At 36.5% G+C, this 18,385-nt stretch carries 18 protein-coding genes; 7 read left to right on the top strand and 11 right to left on the bottom strand.

What is annotated here, in order from left to right; all coding sequences use genetic code 11:
- Window positions 1-6: 6 nt before the first annotated feature.
- The 6 genes from pfkA to dnaE form a co-directional block, all read right to left on the bottom strand.
- On the bottom strand, window positions 7-966 hold the full coding sequence (gene pfkA, locus ACFSW4_RS13435) for a 6-phosphofructokinase (protein ID WP_377329901.1): 960 nt from the start codon (window positions 964-966) through the stop codon (window positions 7-9).
- Window positions 967-1,305: 339 nt separating this feature from the next.
- Window positions 1,306-2,271, bottom strand: a complete 966-nt coding sequence (accA, locus tag ACFSW4_RS13430) for an acetyl-CoA carboxylase carboxyl transferase subunit alpha (RefSeq protein WP_377329899.1) — start codon at window positions 2,269-2,271, stop codon at window positions 1,306-1,308.
- The gene (gene accD / locus ACFSW4_RS13425) at window positions 2,268-3,125 is read right to left on the bottom strand and encodes an acetyl-CoA carboxylase, carboxyltransferase subunit beta (RefSeq protein ID WP_054754305.1); all 858 of its coding nucleotides are present in this window, start codon (window positions 3,123-3,125) and stop codon (window positions 2,268-2,270) included. Before accD ends, accA begins: the two co-directional genes overlap by 4 nt.
- 95 nt (window positions 3,126-3,220) lie before the next feature.
- The gene (locus ACFSW4_RS13420; protein ID WP_054754307.1) at window positions 3,221-3,829 is read right to left on the bottom strand and encodes a FadR/GntR family transcriptional regulator; all 609 of its coding nucleotides are present in this window, start codon (window positions 3,827-3,829) and stop codon (window positions 3,221-3,223) included.
- 22 nt (window positions 3,830-3,851) lie between these two features.
- On the bottom strand, window positions 3,852-5,087 hold the full coding sequence (locus tag ACFSW4_RS13415; protein ID WP_377329896.1) for an NAD(P)-dependent malic enzyme: 1,236 nt from the start codon (window positions 5,085-5,087) through the stop codon (window positions 3,852-3,854).
- 158 nt (window positions 5,088-5,245) lie between these two features.
- Complete coding sequence (gene dnaE / locus ACFSW4_RS13410) at window positions 5,246-8,587, bottom strand: DNA polymerase III subunit alpha (protein ID WP_377329894.1); 3,342 nt, start codon at window positions 8,585-8,587, stop codon at window positions 5,246-5,248.
- Window positions 8,588-8,719: 132 nt separating this feature from the next.
- On the opposite strand from dnaE, the gene ACFSW4_RS13405 reads away from it, so the two are divergent.
- From ACFSW4_RS13405 to ACFSW4_RS13395, 3 genes are all read left to right on the top strand, one after another.
- Window positions 8,720-9,049 carry a YtrH family sporulation protein gene (locus ACFSW4_RS13405; protein WP_054754315.1) on the top strand — a complete coding sequence of 110 codons (330 nt, stop codon included), beginning with the start codon at window positions 8,720-8,722 and terminating at the stop codon, window positions 9,047-9,049.
- On the top strand, window positions 9,049-9,558 hold the full coding sequence (gene ytrI / locus ACFSW4_RS13400; RefSeq protein WP_054754318.1) for a sporulation membrane protein YtrI: 510 nt from the start codon (window positions 9,049-9,051) through the stop codon (window positions 9,556-9,558). The genes ACFSW4_RS13405 and ytrI overlap by 1 nt, the downstream gene beginning before the upstream one ends.
- A 106-nt stretch (window positions 9,559-9,664) precedes the next feature.
- On the top strand, window positions 9,665-9,847 hold the full coding sequence (locus ACFSW4_RS13395) for a hypothetical protein (RefSeq protein ID WP_054754320.1): 183 nt from the start codon (window positions 9,665-9,667) through the stop codon (window positions 9,845-9,847).
- 26 nt (window positions 9,848-9,873) lie between these two features.
- Here the strand turns inward: ACFSW4_RS13395 and ACFSW4_RS13390 are convergent, their stop codons facing one another.
- Entirely contained in the window at window positions 9,874-10,824 is a 951-nt protein-coding gene (locus tag ACFSW4_RS13390; RefSeq protein ID WP_377329892.1) for a DHH family phosphoesterase, read from the bottom strand.
- A gap of 91 nt (window positions 10,825-10,915) precedes the next feature.
- On the opposite strand from ACFSW4_RS13390, the gene ACFSW4_RS13385 reads away from it, so the two are divergent.
- Window positions 10,916-11,206 carry a YtpI family protein gene (locus tag ACFSW4_RS13385; RefSeq protein WP_377329890.1) on the top strand — a complete coding sequence of 97 codons (291 nt, stop codon included), beginning with the start codon at window positions 10,916-10,918 and terminating at the stop codon, window positions 11,204-11,206.
- Here the strand turns inward: ACFSW4_RS13385 and ACFSW4_RS13380 are convergent.
- Window positions 11,196-12,500: a DRTGG domain-containing protein gene (locus tag ACFSW4_RS13380; RefSeq protein ID WP_377329889.1), complete on the bottom strand. Its 1,305-nt coding sequence runs from the start codon at window positions 12,498-12,500 to the stop codon at window positions 11,196-11,198. The genes ACFSW4_RS13385 and ACFSW4_RS13380 overlap by 11 nt on opposite strands.
- Window positions 12,501-12,596: 96 nt before the next feature.
- Window positions 12,597-13,277: a metal-dependent hydrolase gene (locus ACFSW4_RS13375; RefSeq protein WP_377329887.1), complete on the bottom strand. Its 681-nt coding sequence runs from the start codon at window positions 13,275-13,277 to the stop codon at window positions 12,597-12,599.
- A 117-nt stretch (window positions 13,278-13,394) separates the two neighbouring features.
- On the opposite strand from ACFSW4_RS13375, the gene ACFSW4_RS13370 reads away from it, so the two are divergent.
- Together ACFSW4_RS13370 and ACFSW4_RS13365 are read left to right on the top strand one after the other, a co-directional pair.
- The gene (locus ACFSW4_RS13370) at window positions 13,395-14,486 is read left to right on the top strand and encodes a M24 family metallopeptidase (RefSeq protein ID WP_377329885.1); all 1,092 of its coding nucleotides are present in this window, start codon (window positions 13,395-13,397) and stop codon (window positions 14,484-14,486) included.
- Between the two features lie 149 nt (window positions 14,487-14,635).
- Window positions 14,636-15,433, top strand: a complete 798-nt coding sequence (locus tag ACFSW4_RS13365) for an alpha/beta fold hydrolase (protein WP_377329884.1) — start codon at window positions 14,636-14,638, stop codon at window positions 15,431-15,433.
- Window positions 15,434-15,805: 372 nt separating this feature from the next.
- On the opposite strand, the gene ald is transcribed toward ACFSW4_RS13365, so the two are convergent.
- Both ald and ACFSW4_RS13355 read right to left on the bottom strand, forming a co-directional pair.
- Window positions 15,806-16,918, bottom strand: a complete 1,113-nt coding sequence (gene ald / locus ACFSW4_RS13360; protein WP_377329882.1) for an alanine dehydrogenase — start codon at window positions 16,916-16,918, stop codon at window positions 15,806-15,808.
- Between the two features lie 91 nt (window positions 16,919-17,009).
- Window positions 17,010-17,762 carry an SDR family oxidoreductase gene (locus ACFSW4_RS13355; RefSeq protein WP_377329880.1) on the bottom strand — a complete coding sequence of 251 codons (753 nt, stop codon included), beginning with the start codon at window positions 17,760-17,762 and terminating at the stop codon, window positions 17,010-17,012.
- Between the two features lie 145 nt (window positions 17,763-17,907).
- On the opposite strand from ACFSW4_RS13355, the gene ACFSW4_RS13350 reads away from it, so the two are divergent.
- Entirely contained in the window at window positions 17,908-18,366 is a 459-nt protein-coding gene (locus ACFSW4_RS13350; protein WP_054754326.1) for a universal stress protein, read from the top strand.
- Window positions 18,367-18,385 lie beyond the last annotated feature (19 nt).

Raw genomic sequence — 18,385 nt, 5'->3', positions numbered from 1 at the left:
AAACTTCTAAATCGATAACTGGTTGGATAGTTTATACAAGTCTTTTGAAATTTCATTTGTTTTCTTTAAAGCGTCAATAATATCGTGGTGAACAAGCTCATTGTTTTGAACTCCAACCATACGTCCTGCTTGACCCTCTAATAATAAATCCACTGAGTAGGCTCCTAGTCTACCAGCTAATACTCTGTCGAACGCTGTAGGAGATCCGCCTCTTTGAGTATGACCTAACACCGTCACCCTCGTTTCAACTTGCAGATCATCTTTAATTTGATCAGCAATATCACTCGCACTTCCAACGCCTTCTGCCACCATAATAATGCTATGACGTTTTCCGCGATCGTGACCACGTTTAATTTTATCCGTAACTTCATCTAAGTTATATGGATATTCTGGAATTAAAATACTTTCAGCACCAGCGGCAACTCCTGACCATAGAGCTAAATCACCAGCGTCTCTTCCCATCACTTCAATAACATAAATTCTTTCATGTGAAGTGGCTGTATCTCGTATTTTATCAACTGCTTGAATCACAGTATTAAGCGCCGTATCAAAACCTATTGTATGATCTGTACCAGGAATATCATTATCAATCGTTCCTGGAATTCCTATACAAGGAAAACCTTCCTCTGTTAATTTTTGTGCACCTCTAAAAGAGCCATCTCCACCGATAACGATTAACCCTTCAATACCGTGTTTTTTCAGTTGTTCAATGGCTTTTTGTCGTCCTTTTTCTGTCTTAAATTCTTCTGAGCGTGAAGAGTATAACATCGTTCCACCTCGCTGGATGATGTCACCGACAGAACCTATATGTAGTGGTTTAATTTGTCCATCAATTAAACCTTGATACCCATAATAAATTCCGTAGATCTCAAGTTCGTGAAAGATGCTACTTCTAACGACTGAACGAATGGCGGCATTCATGCCTGGTGCATCCCCACCACTTGTTAAAATACCAATTCGTTTCATTTATGACACCTCGACTCTCTATTATGTTTATATTTTAGTACATTACCGAACCAAATACCATGTAAACGGCTACTAATCTAAAAGTACAAAAGTTTGGAAATTTTTAAACGACCAATTGTTGAATCCATATTCATCAGAAGTTTTTAATTTACCATAATTCATAAACATTATTCAACTTAAAAATAAGGTTTATGGTGACGATTCTGGAGTGTAAACCTTCAATCTATGGGTGTATATTATGAGCGTAAGTCTTAATTCTATAGGTGTAAGTTGTTCTCCAATGGCTGATAACAGCAGTCCCACCTCATAGAAATGAGAAAAAAAGAGCTGAAATTAAATTCAGCTCCTCACAGCAGTTGAGACGGCACCAATTTTTTGATACTTTTCCCATCTCTGGTCAAGTAATTGGTCGTCCGTTAATCCATTTAATTCACCTAATCCTCGGCGGATCATATCACGAATCGCCTCGGATTGCTTTTGAATATCGCGATGCGCACCACCTTGTACTTCCTCAATTACTTCATCAATAATATCTAATTCTTTTAAATCATAAGAAGTAATTCTCATACTCTCAGCAGCCTTTTGTGCTAGGTTTGAATCCTTCCACAGCAGTGCCGCTGCACCTTCAGGAGAAATAACAGAGTAAGTAGAATTCTCTAGCATATAAAGACGGTCGCCAACACTAATGCCTAAAGCACCACCACTACCGCCTTCACCAATTACTACACAGATAATTGGAACTGTTAATCCAGCCATCTCTCTTAAATTACGGGCAATGGCCTCACTCTGACCACGTTCTTCTGCAGCCCTTCCTGGATACGCACCCTTCGTATCAATAAACGTTATGATAGGACGGTTGAACTTTTCAGCTTGATACATTAATCGTAGTGCCTTACGATAACCTTCTGGATGAGGCATGCCAAAGTTACGACGAATATTTTCTTTCGTATCTTTACCTCTCTGATGACCGATCACCGTTACTGGAGTGCCTTCGAAATTAGCAATTCCGCCTACAATTGCTTCATCGTCACCATAATAGCGATCACCGTGTAATTCTAAAAATTGAGTAAAGAGATGCTCAATATAATCTAAAGTTGTTGGACGCTCAGGGTGACGAGCCATTTGTACCCGGTCCCATGGTGACATATTTCCGTAAACTTCTTTTTCTAATTTCTCAAGACGACCTTCTAATTTCTTAATCTCATCTGTGAAATCTATATCACTATCTGATGTAATCTTCTTGAGTTCTGCAATTTTTTCTTTGAGTTCTACTACTGGTTTTTCAAATGGTAATACATGCTTCATCGAACTCCACCTCCTACTTGGTGTAGGTCAAGGACATCTGTCAGTACTTGTTTCATATCTTGTCTATGAATGACTCGATCGAGTTGTCCATGTTTAAATAAAAATTCTGCAGTCTGAAAGTCATCAGGAAGCTTTTCACGAATCGTTTGTTCAATAATACGTCTACCAGCAAATCCTATTAATGCACCTGGTTCTGCAAAATTATAGTCTCCAAGCGATGCAAAGCTAGCTGATACACCGCCTGTAGTAGGATTAGTAAAATATGAAATAAATAGTCCACCAGATCTTGCGAAACGTTCTAAAGCAACGGAAGTTTTGCTCATCTGCATTAAGCTTAAAACCCCTTCTTGCATTCTAGCTCCACCAGAAGCTGTGAAAATAATAAAAGGAATTTGTTCTTCCCTTGCACGTTCAACGGCTTGAGAAATCTTCTCACCAACAACAGATCCCATACTACCCATTCTAAATCGTGAATCCATAACGGCAATAGCCGTCTCAAGCCCGTTAATATAACCTTTTCCTGTAACAACAGCTTCATTAATACCCGTTTTTTCGCGATCCTTATCTAACTTTTCTAGATAGCCAGGGAACTCTAATGGGTTTTCAGAAACCATGTCTTCATCCCATTCTTCAAACGTATTCCCCATTAAATGCTCAATTCGATCACGAGAAGTAATTTGATGGTGATGATCACACTTCGGACAAACCATTAAATTTTTCTCTATTTCTTTTCTATAAAAAATCTCACGGCAAGAAGGGCATTTGACCATAAGGCCTTCAGGGACATCATCCCTTTCTTCTTGTTTCGTTACCGTTGCATACTTTTTCTTTTTATTAAAAATATCTTTTAACACACGGATTCCTCCCTATTGAAACAAGCTCTTTCAACTATATAAAACTTTGAGTAAAAAGTTTGTCGGAATTCATCGTTCATAGATTTAAACATTAGTTATTTTTCGTAAATTGAATTTAAGTCTTGCAAAGCACTTGATAAATCTTGACTCTCTACACTTAAAACAAGATTTATATAACGATCATAGTCAAGCTTATTACTATAGGTCGTTTGAGAGAAGTTATTAATCAAATGCCAAATCTTATAGAACAATTCATTATCAACTAACTCAAAAAGCTCACTAAACACAAATGTGTGTAAATCTTGACCATTATATTGTTTGGTCGAATCAATAAGTTCCTTAAATGATTGCTGCTCACTAGAAATAAGTTTGGATAAACACTGTTCTTCTAATAGATGACGAACCTCTAGCAACTCATGTTTGGTTGTCGGTTGCCTAAGTACAAATGTAGCAAGTAATTCAACAGTATGGTATGGGCGGTATGTTTTTAGGAATGTTCCTTCCCCGTGCTTTGTTTCAATTAACCCTAATAACTCTATAGCTCTTAGTGCTTCCCTTACCGATGAACGACTTGCATTCAATTGTTCAGCTAACTCTCTTTCAGAAGGGAGTCTGTCACCTTCAGAGAGAGAATTTGCCTCTATAAATTGGCGAATTTTATCCAAAACCTCTTGGTAAACCTTGATTTTTGACGTATTAGTCATTTGGGCACCTCAAAAAATGGTTCTAATCTTCATCAATGGTCGTGAGTTCTTGTGTACGTCTTTTAACTTCTTCTGGATTGACTTGTATTCTAGCTACACCTGATTCCATAGCAGCTTTAGCCACTTCGCTTGCAACTGCTGGTGCAACGCGTGGATCAAATGGATTCGGAATCACATAGTCTTCTGTTAATTGATCTCCCACTAGATTAGCAATTGCTTCTGCTGCTGCAACCTTCATGCGTTCATTAATTCGAGTTGCACGTACATCTAATGCACCTCTAAAAATTCCAGGAAAAGCTAACACATTGTTGACCTGATTCGGAAAGTCAGAACGACCTGTACCAATTACTTTAGCACCTGCAGCTTTAGCATCATCAGGCATAATTTCTGGATCTGGATTGGCCATGGCGAAAATAATAGGATCATCATTCATACTCTCAACCATTTCCTTAGTTAACGCACCGCCAACTGAGACACCAATAAAGACGTCTGTTTCTTTAATTACTTCTTCTAGCGGACCTTCAACTTTATCTTTATTCGTCATTTTTGCGACTTCTTCCTTAACAGGGTTCATACCATAAGGGCGTCCATCAAAAATAGCGCCTTTAGAATCGCACATGATCATGTCACGAACGCCAAAGTTATACAGTAGTTTAATAATGGCAATACCAGCCGCACCTGCACCATTAGCTACAACTTTTATATCAGAGAAAGATTTACCACTTAGCCTTAGAGCATTAATTAATCCTGCTACCGTTACAATAGCAGTACCATGCTGATCATCGTGGAAAATTGGGATATTTGTTTCCTTTTTTAGACGGTCCTCAATAATAAAGCAGTTAGGAGCAGCAATATCCTCTAAATTGACGCCACCAAACGTTGGTTCCATCAATTTTACTGTGTTGACTATCTCATCAACATCATTTGTATTTAAGGCAATTGGAAATGAATCAACACCAGCAAACCCTTTGAAAAGTGCTGACTTACCTTCCATTACAGGCAATGCCGCTTCAGGTCCAATATTACCCAGTCCTAATACAGCAGATCCATCTGTCACCACGGCTACCATATTTCCTTTCATCGTAAAATCATATACGGCATCTTTATTGTCATATATAGCTTTACAAGGCTCCGCAACCCCTGGTGAATAAGCTAAACTTAAATCCTGTTCATTACGAATTGGGATTTTAGAATGCGTCGCTAGTTTCCCTTGGTTGACTTTATGCAAATGAAGTGCTTCTTCTTTTAAGTTCGTCACGAGAACCTCTCCTTTTCAAGAACTTTAAATTCAAGTGGTCTGACCACTACTTTAACTTAATTCATTATAACAAAACACCATTTTGTGTAAAGCATTTCAATTGATAAAACATAGCCCGCCAAAAGTTTTATTTTGGCGGACCCTTAAAACACTTGCAATTATTCTGTTCTTTTAACCTTTACATTTTCTGGAGAGAATATGTTTTCAAGTTCGTTTAACAGCTCTTGGCTTTCTACTAAATCATACCCCTCAGATAACTGATAGGTTCGCTTTCTTGCAGGTGAATAAATCACAACAGGCGTCGTTCCTGTATATTTCTGACTAATAGCTTTAATTTGTTCTAATTGACCGACTTCATCCTCAGAATCAATTTTTATATAAATCTTAGCAGCATTTGTCTTAGGAACTTGGTTGATGTCAAAAGGTTCGATTGCGTCTAAAATAATTTGGTTTTCACCGTTTCTTTGATCTTTTCGGCCTTTTACTTTCACAAATTGCCCTTCTTTGAGTTCTCTATGAACCTCTCGATGCAGTTTTGGAAATAGTACAGCATCAATTTCAGAGAATTCATCTTGCAGCGTTAAAAATGCCATTTGTTCGCCTCGTTTAGTCCGCACTTGTTTCATTCTCTCAAGGTGACCTACTAACTGGACAACACTTTTTAGCTTAAGGTCTGAAACATCACGAATCGATTGATATCCATACCTGCGCAAGGTTCTCCTAATATACGATAACGGATGAGGACTAATCACGAACCCCAGAGCTTCTTTTTCAAGCTTTAACTGCTCAATAATAGGGAATGGTTCAACTTCAGGATACTCGATATCCATATCAAACAATTCATCTGACCAGTTAAGTTGTTCATCCATATCAGAAAATAACTCACCTTGTTCGATTGCTGGCATAACCGCAGCTAATAGTTGAGCCCTGTGTTTTCGCGTCTCATCAAAGGCTCCTGCCATAATTAAATTCTCTATAATAGTCTGATTCATCACTTTAAGGTCAACTTTTTTACAGAAATCAAATAAGTCTTTAAATTTGCCTTTTTGACGGGACTTAATAATTTCCTCGTAAGCCTGTTTACCGACTCCTTTGACAGCTAATAACCCAAAACGGATCTGATGTTTATTTGAGACTGTAAATTTTCCAAAACTTTCATTAATTGAAGGTGGTAAAACCTGGATACTTTGAGTTTTTGCCTCTTTAACATACTTTTCAACTTTCTCATCGTCATGCATAACAGATGAAATTAATTCTGAATAAAAATATGCCGGATAGTTAGCTTTAAAATAAGCTGTTTGATAAGAAATTAAAGAATAAGCAACAGCGTGACTTTTATTAAAACCATAATCAGCAAAACGCTCAATCCATTCAAATAATTCTAATGCCGTGGATCGATCATAACCGTTTCTCGCACTACCTTCTAAAAATTTCTCCTTCATTTCTTGAATAGCATCACGATTTTTCTTACTAATGGCCCGTCTTAATAAATCGGCCTGTCCATAAGAAAAGCCAGCAAATTGGTGCACAGCTTGCATAATTTGCTCTTGGTAAACTAGAACCCCATAAGTATCTTTTAATACATTCTTTAAATCGTCATGTATATATGACACAGTCTCTTGTTGATGCTTTCTTTTAGCAAAGGTTTCGATAAATTGCATCGGTCCAGGTCTAAAAAGAGCATTAACAGCTACAATATCTTCAAGTTGATTCGGTTTAATAGCACGTAGCGCTTGCTTCATGCCGTTAGACTCAAGCTGAAAGACACCTGTTGTCATTCCTTTTTTAAGAAGATTATAGGTTAATTCATCATTCAGCGATAAACCTTTAAGGTTAATCGTTTTTCCTTCATTCTCTTCAACTTGTTTAACCATTCGTTCTAATAAGGTTAAGTTACGAAGTCCAAGCAAATCCATTTTTAACAAACCTACAGCTTCTAACTGTTGCATGGGGTACTGGGTTAACATGACTAAATCCTGACCTAACGTAACTGGCACATAATTCGTTAATGGTTCGTTACTAATGACAATCCCTGCTGCGTGAGTTGAATAATGTCTAGGCAGTCCTTCAACTAATATAGCTGCTTTGAACATTTCTTTTAATAAAGATGAGTTTTTAATGGTTTCTTGTAACGAAGAATCACGCTTAACCAGCTCTTTCAAGGACGTCGAATGGTTAGGTAACTGCTTGAGTAAATAAGCAACTTGATCACGATCGATTTCAAATACTTTACTTAATTCGCGTATCGTTGAACGAGCCTGAAACGTACCAAACGTCATAATTTGTGCAACTCGGTCTTCACCATACTTTTTAGAAACATAGCGAATCACTTCATCTCGTCTATAATCAGAAAAATCAATATCAATATCAGGCATATTCTGTCTTTCTGGATTTAAAAACCTTTCGAATAATAATCCATATTTTAATGGATCAACTTCTATAATGCCTAATAAATAGGCGACAATGGAGCCTGCTGCAGACCCTCTCCCTGGTCCAACAAAAATATGTTCACGTTTTGCATAATCAACCATGTCTTTAACGATTAAAAAATAATCCGAAAATGACATGGATTGAATCACTTCTAATTCATGATTAAGTCTCTTATAAGCCTGATCATGCATTTCTTCCCTATAAACTCGATTCACTTGTTCCTCACAGATTTTTCTCAAATATTCATCAGAAGATAAACCATCCGTCTCCTGATATGACGGAAGATCAAACCATTTATTTGGCATAGTCATCTCGCATTGATCAACCACTTCAACACTACGTTTTTGAGCTCGTTCCCAATCTTGCCCGAATTGTTCGACGATTTCATTTAACGTTAACAGATGTGTGCCAACATTAGCTTCTCGTCTAACATTAGATACAGTTGTTGATTGATGCATGGCGTATAATGCTTCAAACCCAACACGATCTGAAACTTTTAAATACCTTACATCACACATTAGAACAAGGCGTTTCTTCAAATCATTTCGAGTAGAGAACCATTCTGTCACTAAATTTTTAGATGAAGTAATAGGATCGACTTTAACATAAAAATGTTGTAATTGATTAAACGTATCTACGATTTCATTTAATTTATGCTGATCATCTAAATAGATTAATTCTTCAACAAACGTATCATAAAAGGAAACCACTGGAATGACTTGCTCGCTTTGTAAAATATGTTTCAGCGTCACCCGTTCTTTTTCTAATTGAATTAAGTTTGATAAATTTACAAGCGATTGGTACCCTTTAAAATCTTTAGCATATAAATAAAATGTTAGTGGTCTTTGTTCTTGATTTAAATAAACATCAACAGACATACCAATAACCGGTTTGACCTCTTCTTGCTTACAGATTTGGTAGAATTCATATGCCCCGTGTAAAACCTGATGATCGGTTATAGCACATGTAGATAATCCTAACGATTTTATGTATCTCACATATTCTTTTATATTAATGGTACTTTGCAGAAAAGAGTAACTACTTTTAACCTGCAAATGAACAAACGACATGTTCGTCACCTTCTTTTATTAGACCTACTTCAATTATATCGAACCTGCTTCATTCTTGAAATGTTTCAACATATAATAAATCTCGTTTTCATATTAATAAGTAAAGACAAGCATTTGAAGAGGTTGATTAATATGGAAGAACGTTTCTATGCAGCGCTAATTACATGCTTTTTCATTTCTTTTGGTGTATTAATTGGTGGATCAGTCTTTGGCAGCCTTAGCGCCTATATAACTGGAGAGCCACCTATTTCAGAAATGATGTCATCCGCTCAGCGATTAAGAATATGGGCGATTGTTGCAGCTATTGGCGGGACATTTGATGCGATTTCCACATTTGAAAGGGGAATCTTTGAAAGTTCTACTATTGATTTAGTCAAACAAATTATGTTGATTATCGCAGCTATGGGTGGCGTCAAAGCAGGTATTCTAATTATTTCCTGGGTGACACAAGGAGAACTATAATGATGCATATACCACCTTATTATAAAAAACCAAAATGGCAAGCTTTTTTTGTTGGTATAATCGTTGGAACTATGGTTGGTTATTTGTTTTTTCTTTATATTTACGGAGAACATACTGAACGTTGGATTGAAGAAAATTTAACACTTAGAAAAGAATTAAGAAACCTTGAGCAAGATTATGAATTATTAAAGAAGGATACGGATGATTTAAGTAAACAAAGTGAACAATTGCTTAGAATTAAAGATGTCGAAATAGAACTGCTTAACATAGACCAACTTAAACTTGATCGTTTTACAACATTAAGGCTAACAGCTTTAATTGAAGATGAAATTGGAGCAGTTGTTGGGAATAACATCTCATCTGTAAGTGAACAACGCGACTTACTCGTTCGAACCATTGAGAACAAGACCTTTAAAGTAAATCAAATTCAGTATCAGGTTAAAGTGATTTATCTTACAATCGGACCGACTCTTGATGTCTCTCTTGAAATTAGTATTCAATCTAGCTAGGGACGTAATATGTCTATTTTTAGAAAGTTATGTCAAAAAAGCTATAATAATCAAATTTTCGGTTACAATATAATTATAGAATTTCTTAATGTAAGAGGTGAGGATGATGTTTGTCTTAAATAAACGGCAATTAGCCGATGAAAAGCTAAATGAGTTGCTTAGCGGCAATACCGTTTATGCTGAAACAGAAGAACTCATCCGACTAATGAATCGTAGAATTGAGTCGCACGAATTAGATATTACAGTAGACGAAACCGATATTGGTTGTTGGTTTACACCAAACAATTAATGTAAAAGTTAGCCCTAATTGATGGGCTAACTTTTTTGTTGATACTCAAGACAAACTTTCTCTAAATCCTTAACAAGCTCATCTGCTTCATCCCATGTGCTTACTTTAGCACCAGATGCCATCGGGTGTCCCCCACCATTGTATTTAGCAGCGACATTATTGATAATAGGGCCTTTTGAACGTAATCTGACTCGAATAACATCTTCTTCTTCAACAAAGAAAACCCAAGAGAGAATCTCTTGTATATCTCCTGCGATTCCGACAAAAGCATGCGTTTCTTCAGATGTTACACCGTACTCCTGAAGCATTTCTTGGTTAATTCTAAAGACTGCAACCCCACTTGTTCTAGGTTCCAAATCCGTTAACAAACGACCTCTTAACTTAGCCACTTTCAATGGAATTTGATACATTTTCTCATAAAGTTCTGTTCGATCAAATTGATAAGTTATGAGTTCACTTGCCGCTTCAAACGTTCGATTCGTTGCACTCGGAAACAAGAACCTTCCAGTATCCCCAACTATACCAGCATATAAAAGTCTTGCCGCATCATTATTTAATTTAAACCCCTCAGATTTTCCAGCTTCATATAATTCATAAACCATCTCACTCGTTGAAGATGCTTCTGTGTCAACCCACATGATATCACCGTAAGGTTCACGATTAGGATGATGATCTATTTTAATTAATTTTTCTCCTGTAAGATATCGCTGATCACAGATTCTTTCTTCATTAGCAGTATCACAAACAATGACTAGTGATCCTTTGAAGTCTTCATCTTGTATCTCATCCAATCGAGCTAAATAATTTAGGGAAGGCTCCTCTTCACCGGCTAATAAAACTCGTTTATCAGGAAATGAATTTTTAATTAATTCACCTAACCCTACTTGAGATCCATAAGCATCTGGGTCAGGTCTGACGTGTCTGTGAATAATAATTCGGTCGTATTCTTGGATTAATTTTATAATTTCATCTTTCATGAATTCGTCAACCTTTCTTCAGTTTTATACTAGAAATTTTATAAAACAGTCGGTACAATGAATGAAGGTTTCAGTTTAGAGGAGGAGCACTATGCCAATACTTATAACCTTATTTATCGTTTCAATTATTTTATATATTTATTTTAAAGTTAAAATAACGAAATCTAAAGATCCCTTATATATGCATATTACAAACGCTAAGGCGCGCATCACTTTGGGGATCTTCGTATCGACATTTTTTATGAATCAATATTATTATTATCAAACGAGATTAGCTCTTTTTATCACCATTCTCTTTTTAATCTTAGGAATCGCACAAATTGTTTATGGCTATAAGCTTTATAAGCATTATAAAGGCGAAATGGACAAAGTTAACGGTTAATAAACTGAGTCATAATCATTGCTTTCCCAGCAAGTTCATCGTTTGATAGCACTTGAACATCCACTTTCGCAAACTTACGACCTAACTCTAATATTTGCGGAACGATGGTTAAATGACTTCCAATTTGAACAGGCTTCATGTAGTAAATCGATAAATTCTCGATGACCATGTCGCCTGTTTTTTGTTGTTTCAAAATCTGATTACAAACCTCTGTCATGAGTGAGGCGAACACTCCATATGATAACGATCCTAGATGATTCGTCATTTGAGGGGTGATCTCGGTTGAAAATGTTGATAATTCCTCATCATAATGAAGTTGCTTTTGAACTATGTCATCAATCGTTTCACCTATTTGCGGTTGGCGCTGATTGTTTTGAAGTCCTTTAATGACGTCCTGCCTTGTAATGACACCTTGAAACACATTATGTTCATCTACCACAGGTAAAAGTTCAATACCTTGCCAAACCATCGTGTGGGCCGCGCTTGCTAGTGATGTTGTCGTTTGAACGGAAATAGGATGTTTCGTCATAACCTTATCAACTCGTAATGTATCAGACTTACCAATTATATCTTTAGAGGTCACAATACCTACAACCCGTTGCTCATCGTCTAATACCGGGTAACGACTATGTTTCGTTTCATTGTTCAAAGCATACCATTTAGCAATTGTATCGCCTTCTTTTAAAACAAAGGTGTCATCAAGCGGCGTGTAAATATCATCTACTATAATAATTTCCTTTTTAATTAACTGATCGTAAATAGCTCGGTTAATCATTGCGGCAACTGTAAATGTATCATATGAACATGAAATAACTGGAAGCTCATACTGATCAGCGAGTTGTTTAACATGGTCTGTTGTATCAAAGCCTCCTGTTATTAAAATGGCTGCCCCTGCATTTAAAGCTTTTTCTTGAGCTTTAACGCGGTTACCTACAATTAAGAGCGAACCTTTATCCGTATAACGCATCATTGCCTCTAATTTCATGGCACCAATAACGAATTTATTTAATGTTTTATGTAACCCGCTTCTACCGCCTAGAACTTGTCCATCGACTATATTGACCACTTCAGCAAACGTTAGCTTTTCGATGTTCTCCTTTTTCTTCTTTTCAATACGAATGGTACCAACGCGTTCTATTGTACTGACAAAGCCAATATTCTCAGCCTCTTTAATTGCACGATAAGCCGTACCCTCACTCACATTTAAATCCTTCGCAATTAGACGCACAGAAATTTTTGAACCAATGGGTAGTTCTTCTATGTAATTTAAAATTTGTTCATGTTTCGTAGCCATGAAGCATCACCGTTTTCCTTTTATAATAATTTAATTATATCGTTCTATTTTTCATAATTAAAGTGCCAGTCGCAAAACTGGCACTTATACAGCTTCTTATAATGTTAATTCATCTCCAGGATTCATAACTTGTCCCATTCCAGATGGTAAGCTATCGACAAATGCCTTAGGGTCTTGCTCAATGACAGGGAATGTGTTGTAGTGAACAGGAACCACTTTTTTAGCCTTAATCCATTCACAAGCTAGCTTGGCATCTTCAGGTCCCATCGTAAAGTTATCTCCTATTGGAACGAATGCTAGGTCAATATCATTTAAATCACCAATTAATTTTAAATCAGAAAATAAACCAGTATCTCCTACGTGATAAATTGTCTTCCCTTCAATCGTTAACAAAATTCCGCCAGGCATACCTGTATAAACAATCGTTCCATCTTCTTCATTGTAACTAGAACCATGGAATGCTTGTGTATACTTTACCTTACCAAAATCAAATTCATGTGCCCCGCCAATATGCATGTTATGTGTATTCAAGCCCTTGCCGGCTAAATAATCCGCTAGCTCATTTGGAGCCACCACTAATGCATCATGACGTTTCGCAATGTCCACAGTGTCTCCAACGTGGTCATTATGACCATGAGTTAATAAAATTACATCTGCCTTAACCTCATCGGCATTCAAATCACACAATCCATTTCCTGTAATGAATGGATCAATTAGAATAGTTTTGTCATTGTGCTCAACTTTGACTACTGAGTGTCCATGATAAGAAACTTTCATGTTAAAAACCTCCTAATTAATTTTTATCTACATAAATTAATTCTCCACAGTTCATTTATTTCCCTTGTTTCGTTATGATAACACATATAGACAAAATTTTATTAGAGGTGATTCTGGATGGAAGGTAGATTAAATCAATTAATTCAAAAGCTGAAAGACAACAATCTAGATAGCGTTTTTATCACATCGAAAGAAAATGTCTTTTATTTTACAAATCTTTACGCTGAAGCACATGAACGATTAATAGGAGCATTTGTTGACCAAAAAGGCAATTCAGCACTCATCGTTCCTGCTTTAGAAAAAGAAGATGTTAAAAACGCTGGATGGGAAGGCGACACCATTACATATTTTGACCACGAAAACCCCTGGACTAAATTATCACGTTATATTAAAGACCTCGGTCAGCCGCAAACATTGGCTATCGAAAAAGAAGATCTTAATGTCGTTAGATATGAAACTGTCATTAAGGAACTAAACGGAACTGACATTGTAGATGGCCAGCTAATGCTAAACGAACTCCGACTAATTAAAGATCAAAAAGAAATGGGTATTTTAAAAGAAGCTGCGCAATTTGCTGATTTTGGCATTGAAACAGCCCTTAAACATATTCAAGAAGGAAAAACTGAATTAGAAATTATAGCTGAAATTGAATACGCACTGAAAAAAGAAGGCATTCGAAATATGTCGTTCGACACGACTGTATTGGCCGGAAAAAAATCAGCCGCACCCCATGGAACACCTGACTTGACGCCGATCCAAAACGGAGATTTTGTGTTGATGGACCTCGGTGTCGTACACAAAGGCTATTGTTCGGACATTACCCGCACAGTTGTCTTAGGTCAAGCATCTGATCAACAAAAAGAAATTTACAATACAGTCTTACAAGCTGAGGAAAAAGCTATCCATGCAAGTAAAGTTGGTACTCGTTTAGGAGATTTAGACCAAATCGCAAGACAGGTCATTGAAGAAGCTGGTTACGGTGAATACTTCCCTCACCGAATTGGACACGGATTAGGGATTAATGTCCACGAATTCCCATCCCTTGCATCAAACAATGATGACGTATTAAAAGAAGGTATGTCTTATACGATTGAACCTGGTATATACGTACCAGAAATAGGCGGCGTTAGAATTGAAGATGATGTCTTTATAACAAGTAACGGTGCGACCACATTAACAGAGTTTATGAAGGAATTGTTGGAACTATAGTAATTATAAAAACTTGTCACGATTAACATGTGGCAAGTTTTTTTAAGCTGTAATTAATCTGTCGCTGTTCTGTCACACTTTTTTTGGCTTGAACTGTTATAATTTCAAGTGCTAATAATTTTTTATGTGACAGCAAGGTAGGTAAACATATGTTAGATTATAAAATTCACAATGAAATCGAAACTCAAGATTATTTAGTCTTGATTCATGGTCTTGGCGGTAACTCAAACATTTTTTATAAACAATTAAAACATTATAAAAGACAATTTAACGTTGTCACCATTGAACTACCTGGCCATGGAAACTCACCTGATATAAATACTTATAAAAATGGATTCACATCAGAAATAGCAGCCAGTGAAGTCATAGAAACTTTAGACTTTTTAAAAATAGGCCAAGCCCATTTTGTTGGAGTATCATTAGGTACTATTATTATTCATGAAATTCTTCAAACAGCACCTGAGAGAGTGCAAAGCACCGTGTTAGCTGGAACAGTGACACGATTTTCATTATTCTCTAAGATGTTATTACAGGTTGGAAACATGGTTAAAGGATTCACGCCTTATATGTGGATCTACAGACTCTTTGCACGCATCATGATGCCTAAACTTAATCATAAAGAATCCAGATTAACATTTGTGCGAGAAGCTGTAAAAATGCACAGAAAAAACTTTTTAGGTTGGTATAGCTTATGTTATACCATTGAACAAAGCTACCAGAAAGTACAAAAGATGGCACCTCATATTCCCAAACTTTATATTTCTGGAAGTGAAGATCACTTATTTATCCATCCATTAAAAAAAGATATTAAACAAGATGTAAGCGCTAAGCTATGCGTGTTAGATCATTGCGGTCACATATGTAATATTGAAAAAGCTAAAGAATTTAATCAAATCTCGCTGAATTTTTTACTTGAGAATCAGAATAAACTTAAACAAGCGAATTAGTATGACAACTTGACTTTTTCAACTATAGAAAATAATTAAAGTCTCTTCTTTCTGAAGAGGCTTTTTTATATTTATAAGAGATTAATAATTACAACATTAGTAAAGATGCTACCATTCAACCGGCTTAAAGTATACTGGACTATGCATCTTGCAGAAAATCAATATAAAAAAGGCGCCCTTTTTATTAAAAGGATGCCTTTTTTGCATTATATAGCTTTTTTCTTTTTACGTCGCCCCAATTTGTTTTTGATCTTTTGTATAAAAGGGAAAATAATCGGGCCGTATTTAATCAATCTAATAAACCATTTCTTCATGTCATACCACCTTCAATCTTCTATATCTATAGTTTTTCACAATTGAAGGAAAATATGATTACAATAATTCACTTAAATCTTTATAGTCTAATTCATGCGCATCCGCAACAGCTTTGTATGTTACATAACCATCTAATGTATTAATCCCTTTTAGAAGGTTTTGGTTATCTTTAACTGCTTGCTTGTAGCCTTTGTTAGCTAATTGTAGCGCATAAGGTACCGTCACGTTGGTTAAGCCGATTGTTGATGTTCTTGGCACGGCACCAGGCATGTTAGCAACAGCATAGTGTAGAACGCCGTGTTTTTCATAAGTAGGGTTATCATGAGTTGTAATATGGTCTACTGTCTCAACAATTCCACCTTGGTCAACTGCCACATCAACAATAACTGATCCAGGTGACATTTCTTTAACCATGTCCTCTGTCACTAGTTTAGGTGCTTTTGCACCAGGAATTAGCACAGCACCAACAACTAAATCCGAATGCTTCACAGCTTCTGCAATATTTAATTCATTCGACATGACCGTATTAATTTGATTACCAAAAATATCATCAAGCTCTCTTAAACGCTCAGGGCTAAGGTCGATAATCGTTACATCTGCACCTAAACCAACTGCGATTTTAGCAGCGTTTGTTCCAACGACACCACCGCCGATTACAGTTACTCTCCCTCTTTGAACACCAGGAATTCCACTCAATAAGATTCCTTTACCACCACGAGATTTTTCTAAGAACTGAGCACCGATTTGACTTGCCATACGACCCGCAACTTCACTCATTGGTGTTAATAGTGGAAGTGAGCGATTATCTAGCTGAACGGTCTCGTAAGCGATTCCAACAACTTTGTTATCAATTAACGCTTTAGTTAATTCAGGTTCAGCAGCTAAATGTAAATAAGTGAATAAGATTAAACCTTCATAGAAGTAATCATATTCTTCAGGAAGTGGTTCTTTAACTTTCATAACCATTTCTTGAGACCAAGCGTCCTTAGCTGATGGCACAATCGTTGCGCCCGCTTCTTCATATTGCTTGTCCGTAAAGTTAGAACCTTCTCCAGCATTTGTTTCAACAAAAACACTATGTCCAGCGTTAACAAGTGCAATGACCCCTGCAGGAGTTAATGCAACACGGTTTTCATTGTTTTTAATTTCCTTAGGTATTCCGATCTTCATCAGTCAAAACCTCCCTGATTATGTAATAAAAAAATGAAAAATATCATAACAAATTTTACTATAACACTAATTCCAATAAAGTTGTACACTTTTATAAATAACGGTGAATGACATCCATGCCTCCGTTAACATCGACAACGGAACCAGTAATCATATCAGAATTCTCATCACATAAAAATCCTACCGTTCTAGCGATATCTTCACCAGTCCCTTCACGTCCAATCGGTGTATCTTGACTGGGGTGTTTTCGGCTTTCTTCAATATTTTCTTCTTTCATATTGTCAATTATTTTACCTGGCGCAACCATATTAGCGGTAATTTTATATTCTGCTTCTTCAAGTGCTATTGACTTCATCAGTGAAGCTACCCCAACTTTTGCCGAAGCAAAGCCTGATCTGTATATCCAACCCGAACTGTGATTGACTCCTTGAAACCCCATAAATACAATCCTGCCAAAATTTTGCTTCCTCATGATAGGAATACAAGATTTAACTAAATGAAAAGAGGCATCTAAATTCCCACGAACCATTCGATCCCATTCATCTGTACTATAATCCATTAGCTTTTTTCTTTCAAAAATAAATGGGCCTGCGTTACTAATTAAACAATCAATGCGTCCAAACTTTTGATATGCCTCATGTACAACTTGTTCTATCTTATGATGGTTTTGCACATCTAATTGTTCGATATGTAACGGATAGCCAATATACTCATCTTTTAACTTATTAGCCTGATTTTTGTCTGAACGATAAGTCGCGGTGACACTATAACCATTTTTGAGAAAGTACTCTGTCATTTTTCTGCCTAACCCTTTTGTACCTGCAGTGATTAAGGCATGGCGCATGGGACCCCTCCATTCTCCTGTTTAACTATATGAACATTTTACCATTACATAATCAAATTTAAAATTTCTTAATTCATTGTTAAAAATAAATGTTATGAATGCGCTTACAATCATGATATACTTAACATAAAGGAGGTCTTAACAGATGGCGTTTGAATACCACAATATTTTAATTGCTGTTGACGGATCTAAAGCATCGGACTTTGCTTTTCAAAAAGCAATCGACATTGCTAAAAGAAACCATGCCAAATTAATTATTTCTCATGTAGTTGACACTCGTGTGTATTCCACCATTGAAGCTTATGATCGTAATGTTTCGGATAGAGTTCAGAACGACGCACAAGAACTCTTAAAAGGCTATGAAGAGCGTGCTTCTCAAGCTGGTGTAACCAATGTGGTGACAGACATGGAACATGGCTCACCTAAAGTAAAAATTGCAAAAGAAGTTGCACCTAGACACGGGGCAGATTTAATCATTTGCGGAGCTACCGGAATGAATGCTGTTGAACGCTTTTTCATCGGAAGTGTGTCTGAACACATTACTCGTTATGCTAAAGTTGATGTACTCGTCATAAGACCAGAAGATGAACATAAACAAACTTAAGAGGAGAGTAATCTCTCCT

The sequence above is a fragment of the Piscibacillus salipiscarius genome, assembly GCF_042685285.1.
GTDB lineage: Bacteria > Bacillota > Bacilli > Bacillales > Alkalibacillaceae > Piscibacillus > Piscibacillus salipiscarius.
This window is presented reverse-complemented; position numbering and strand designations above follow the sequence as displayed.

Bases quoted from the DNA above. Each gene is read 5' to 3' on its own strand.
- ald (WP_377329882.1), bottom strand. From the start codon at position 16,918: ATGAAGATCGGAATACCTAAGGAAATTAAAAACAATGAAAACCGTGTT.
- ACFSW4_RS13350 (WP_054754326.1), top strand. From the start codon at position 17,908: ATGGCGTTTGAATACCACAATATTTTAATTGCTGTTGACGGATCTAAA.
- ACFSW4_RS13380 (WP_377329889.1), bottom strand. From the start codon at position 12,500: ATGGCTACGAAACATGAACAAATTTTAAATTACATAGAAGAACTACCC.
- ACFSW4_RS13355 (WP_377329880.1), bottom strand. From the start codon at position 17,762: ATGCGCCATGCCTTAATCACTGCAGGTACAAAAGGGTTAGGCAGAAAA.
- ACFSW4_RS13375 (WP_377329887.1), bottom strand. From the start codon at position 13,277: ATGAAAGTTTCTTATCATGGACACTCAGTAGTCAAAGTTGAGCACAAT.
- ACFSW4_RS13395 (WP_054754320.1), top strand. From the start codon at position 9,665: ATGTTTGTCTTAAATAAACGGCAATTAGCCGATGAAAAGCTAAATGAG.
- ytrI (WP_054754318.1), top strand. From the start codon at position 9,049: ATGATGCATATACCACCTTATTATAAAAAACCAAAATGGCAAGCTTTT.
- ACFSW4_RS13390 (WP_377329892.1), bottom strand. From the start codon at position 10,824: ATGAAAGATGAAATTATAAAATTAATCCAAGAATACGACCGAATTATT.
- accA (WP_377329899.1), bottom strand. From the start codon at position 2,271: ATGAAGCATGTATTACCATTTGAAAAACCAGTAGTAGAACTCAAAGAA.
- ACFSW4_RS13405 (WP_054754315.1), top strand. From the start codon at position 8,720: ATGGAAGAACGTTTCTATGCAGCGCTAATTACATGCTTTTTCATTTCT.
- ACFSW4_RS13370 (WP_377329885.1), top strand. From the start codon at position 13,395: ATGGAAGGTAGATTAAATCAATTAATTCAAAAGCTGAAAGACAACAAT.
- ACFSW4_RS13365 (WP_377329884.1), top strand. From the start codon at position 14,636: ATGTTAGATTATAAAATTCACAATGAAATCGAAACTCAAGATTATTTA.
- ACFSW4_RS13385 (WP_377329890.1), top strand. From the start codon at position 10,916: ATGCCAATACTTATAACCTTATTTATCGTTTCAATTATTTTATATATT.
- ACFSW4_RS13420 (WP_054754307.1), bottom strand. From the start codon at position 3,829: ATGACTAATACGTCAAAAATCAAGGTTTACCAAGAGGTTTTGGATAAA.
- dnaE (WP_377329894.1), bottom strand. From the start codon at position 8,587: ATGTCGTTTGTTCATTTGCAGGTTAAAAGTAGTTACTCTTTTCTGCAA.
- pfkA (WP_377329901.1), bottom strand. From the start codon at position 966: ATGAAACGAATTGGTATTTTAACAAGTGGTGGGGATGCACCAGGCATG.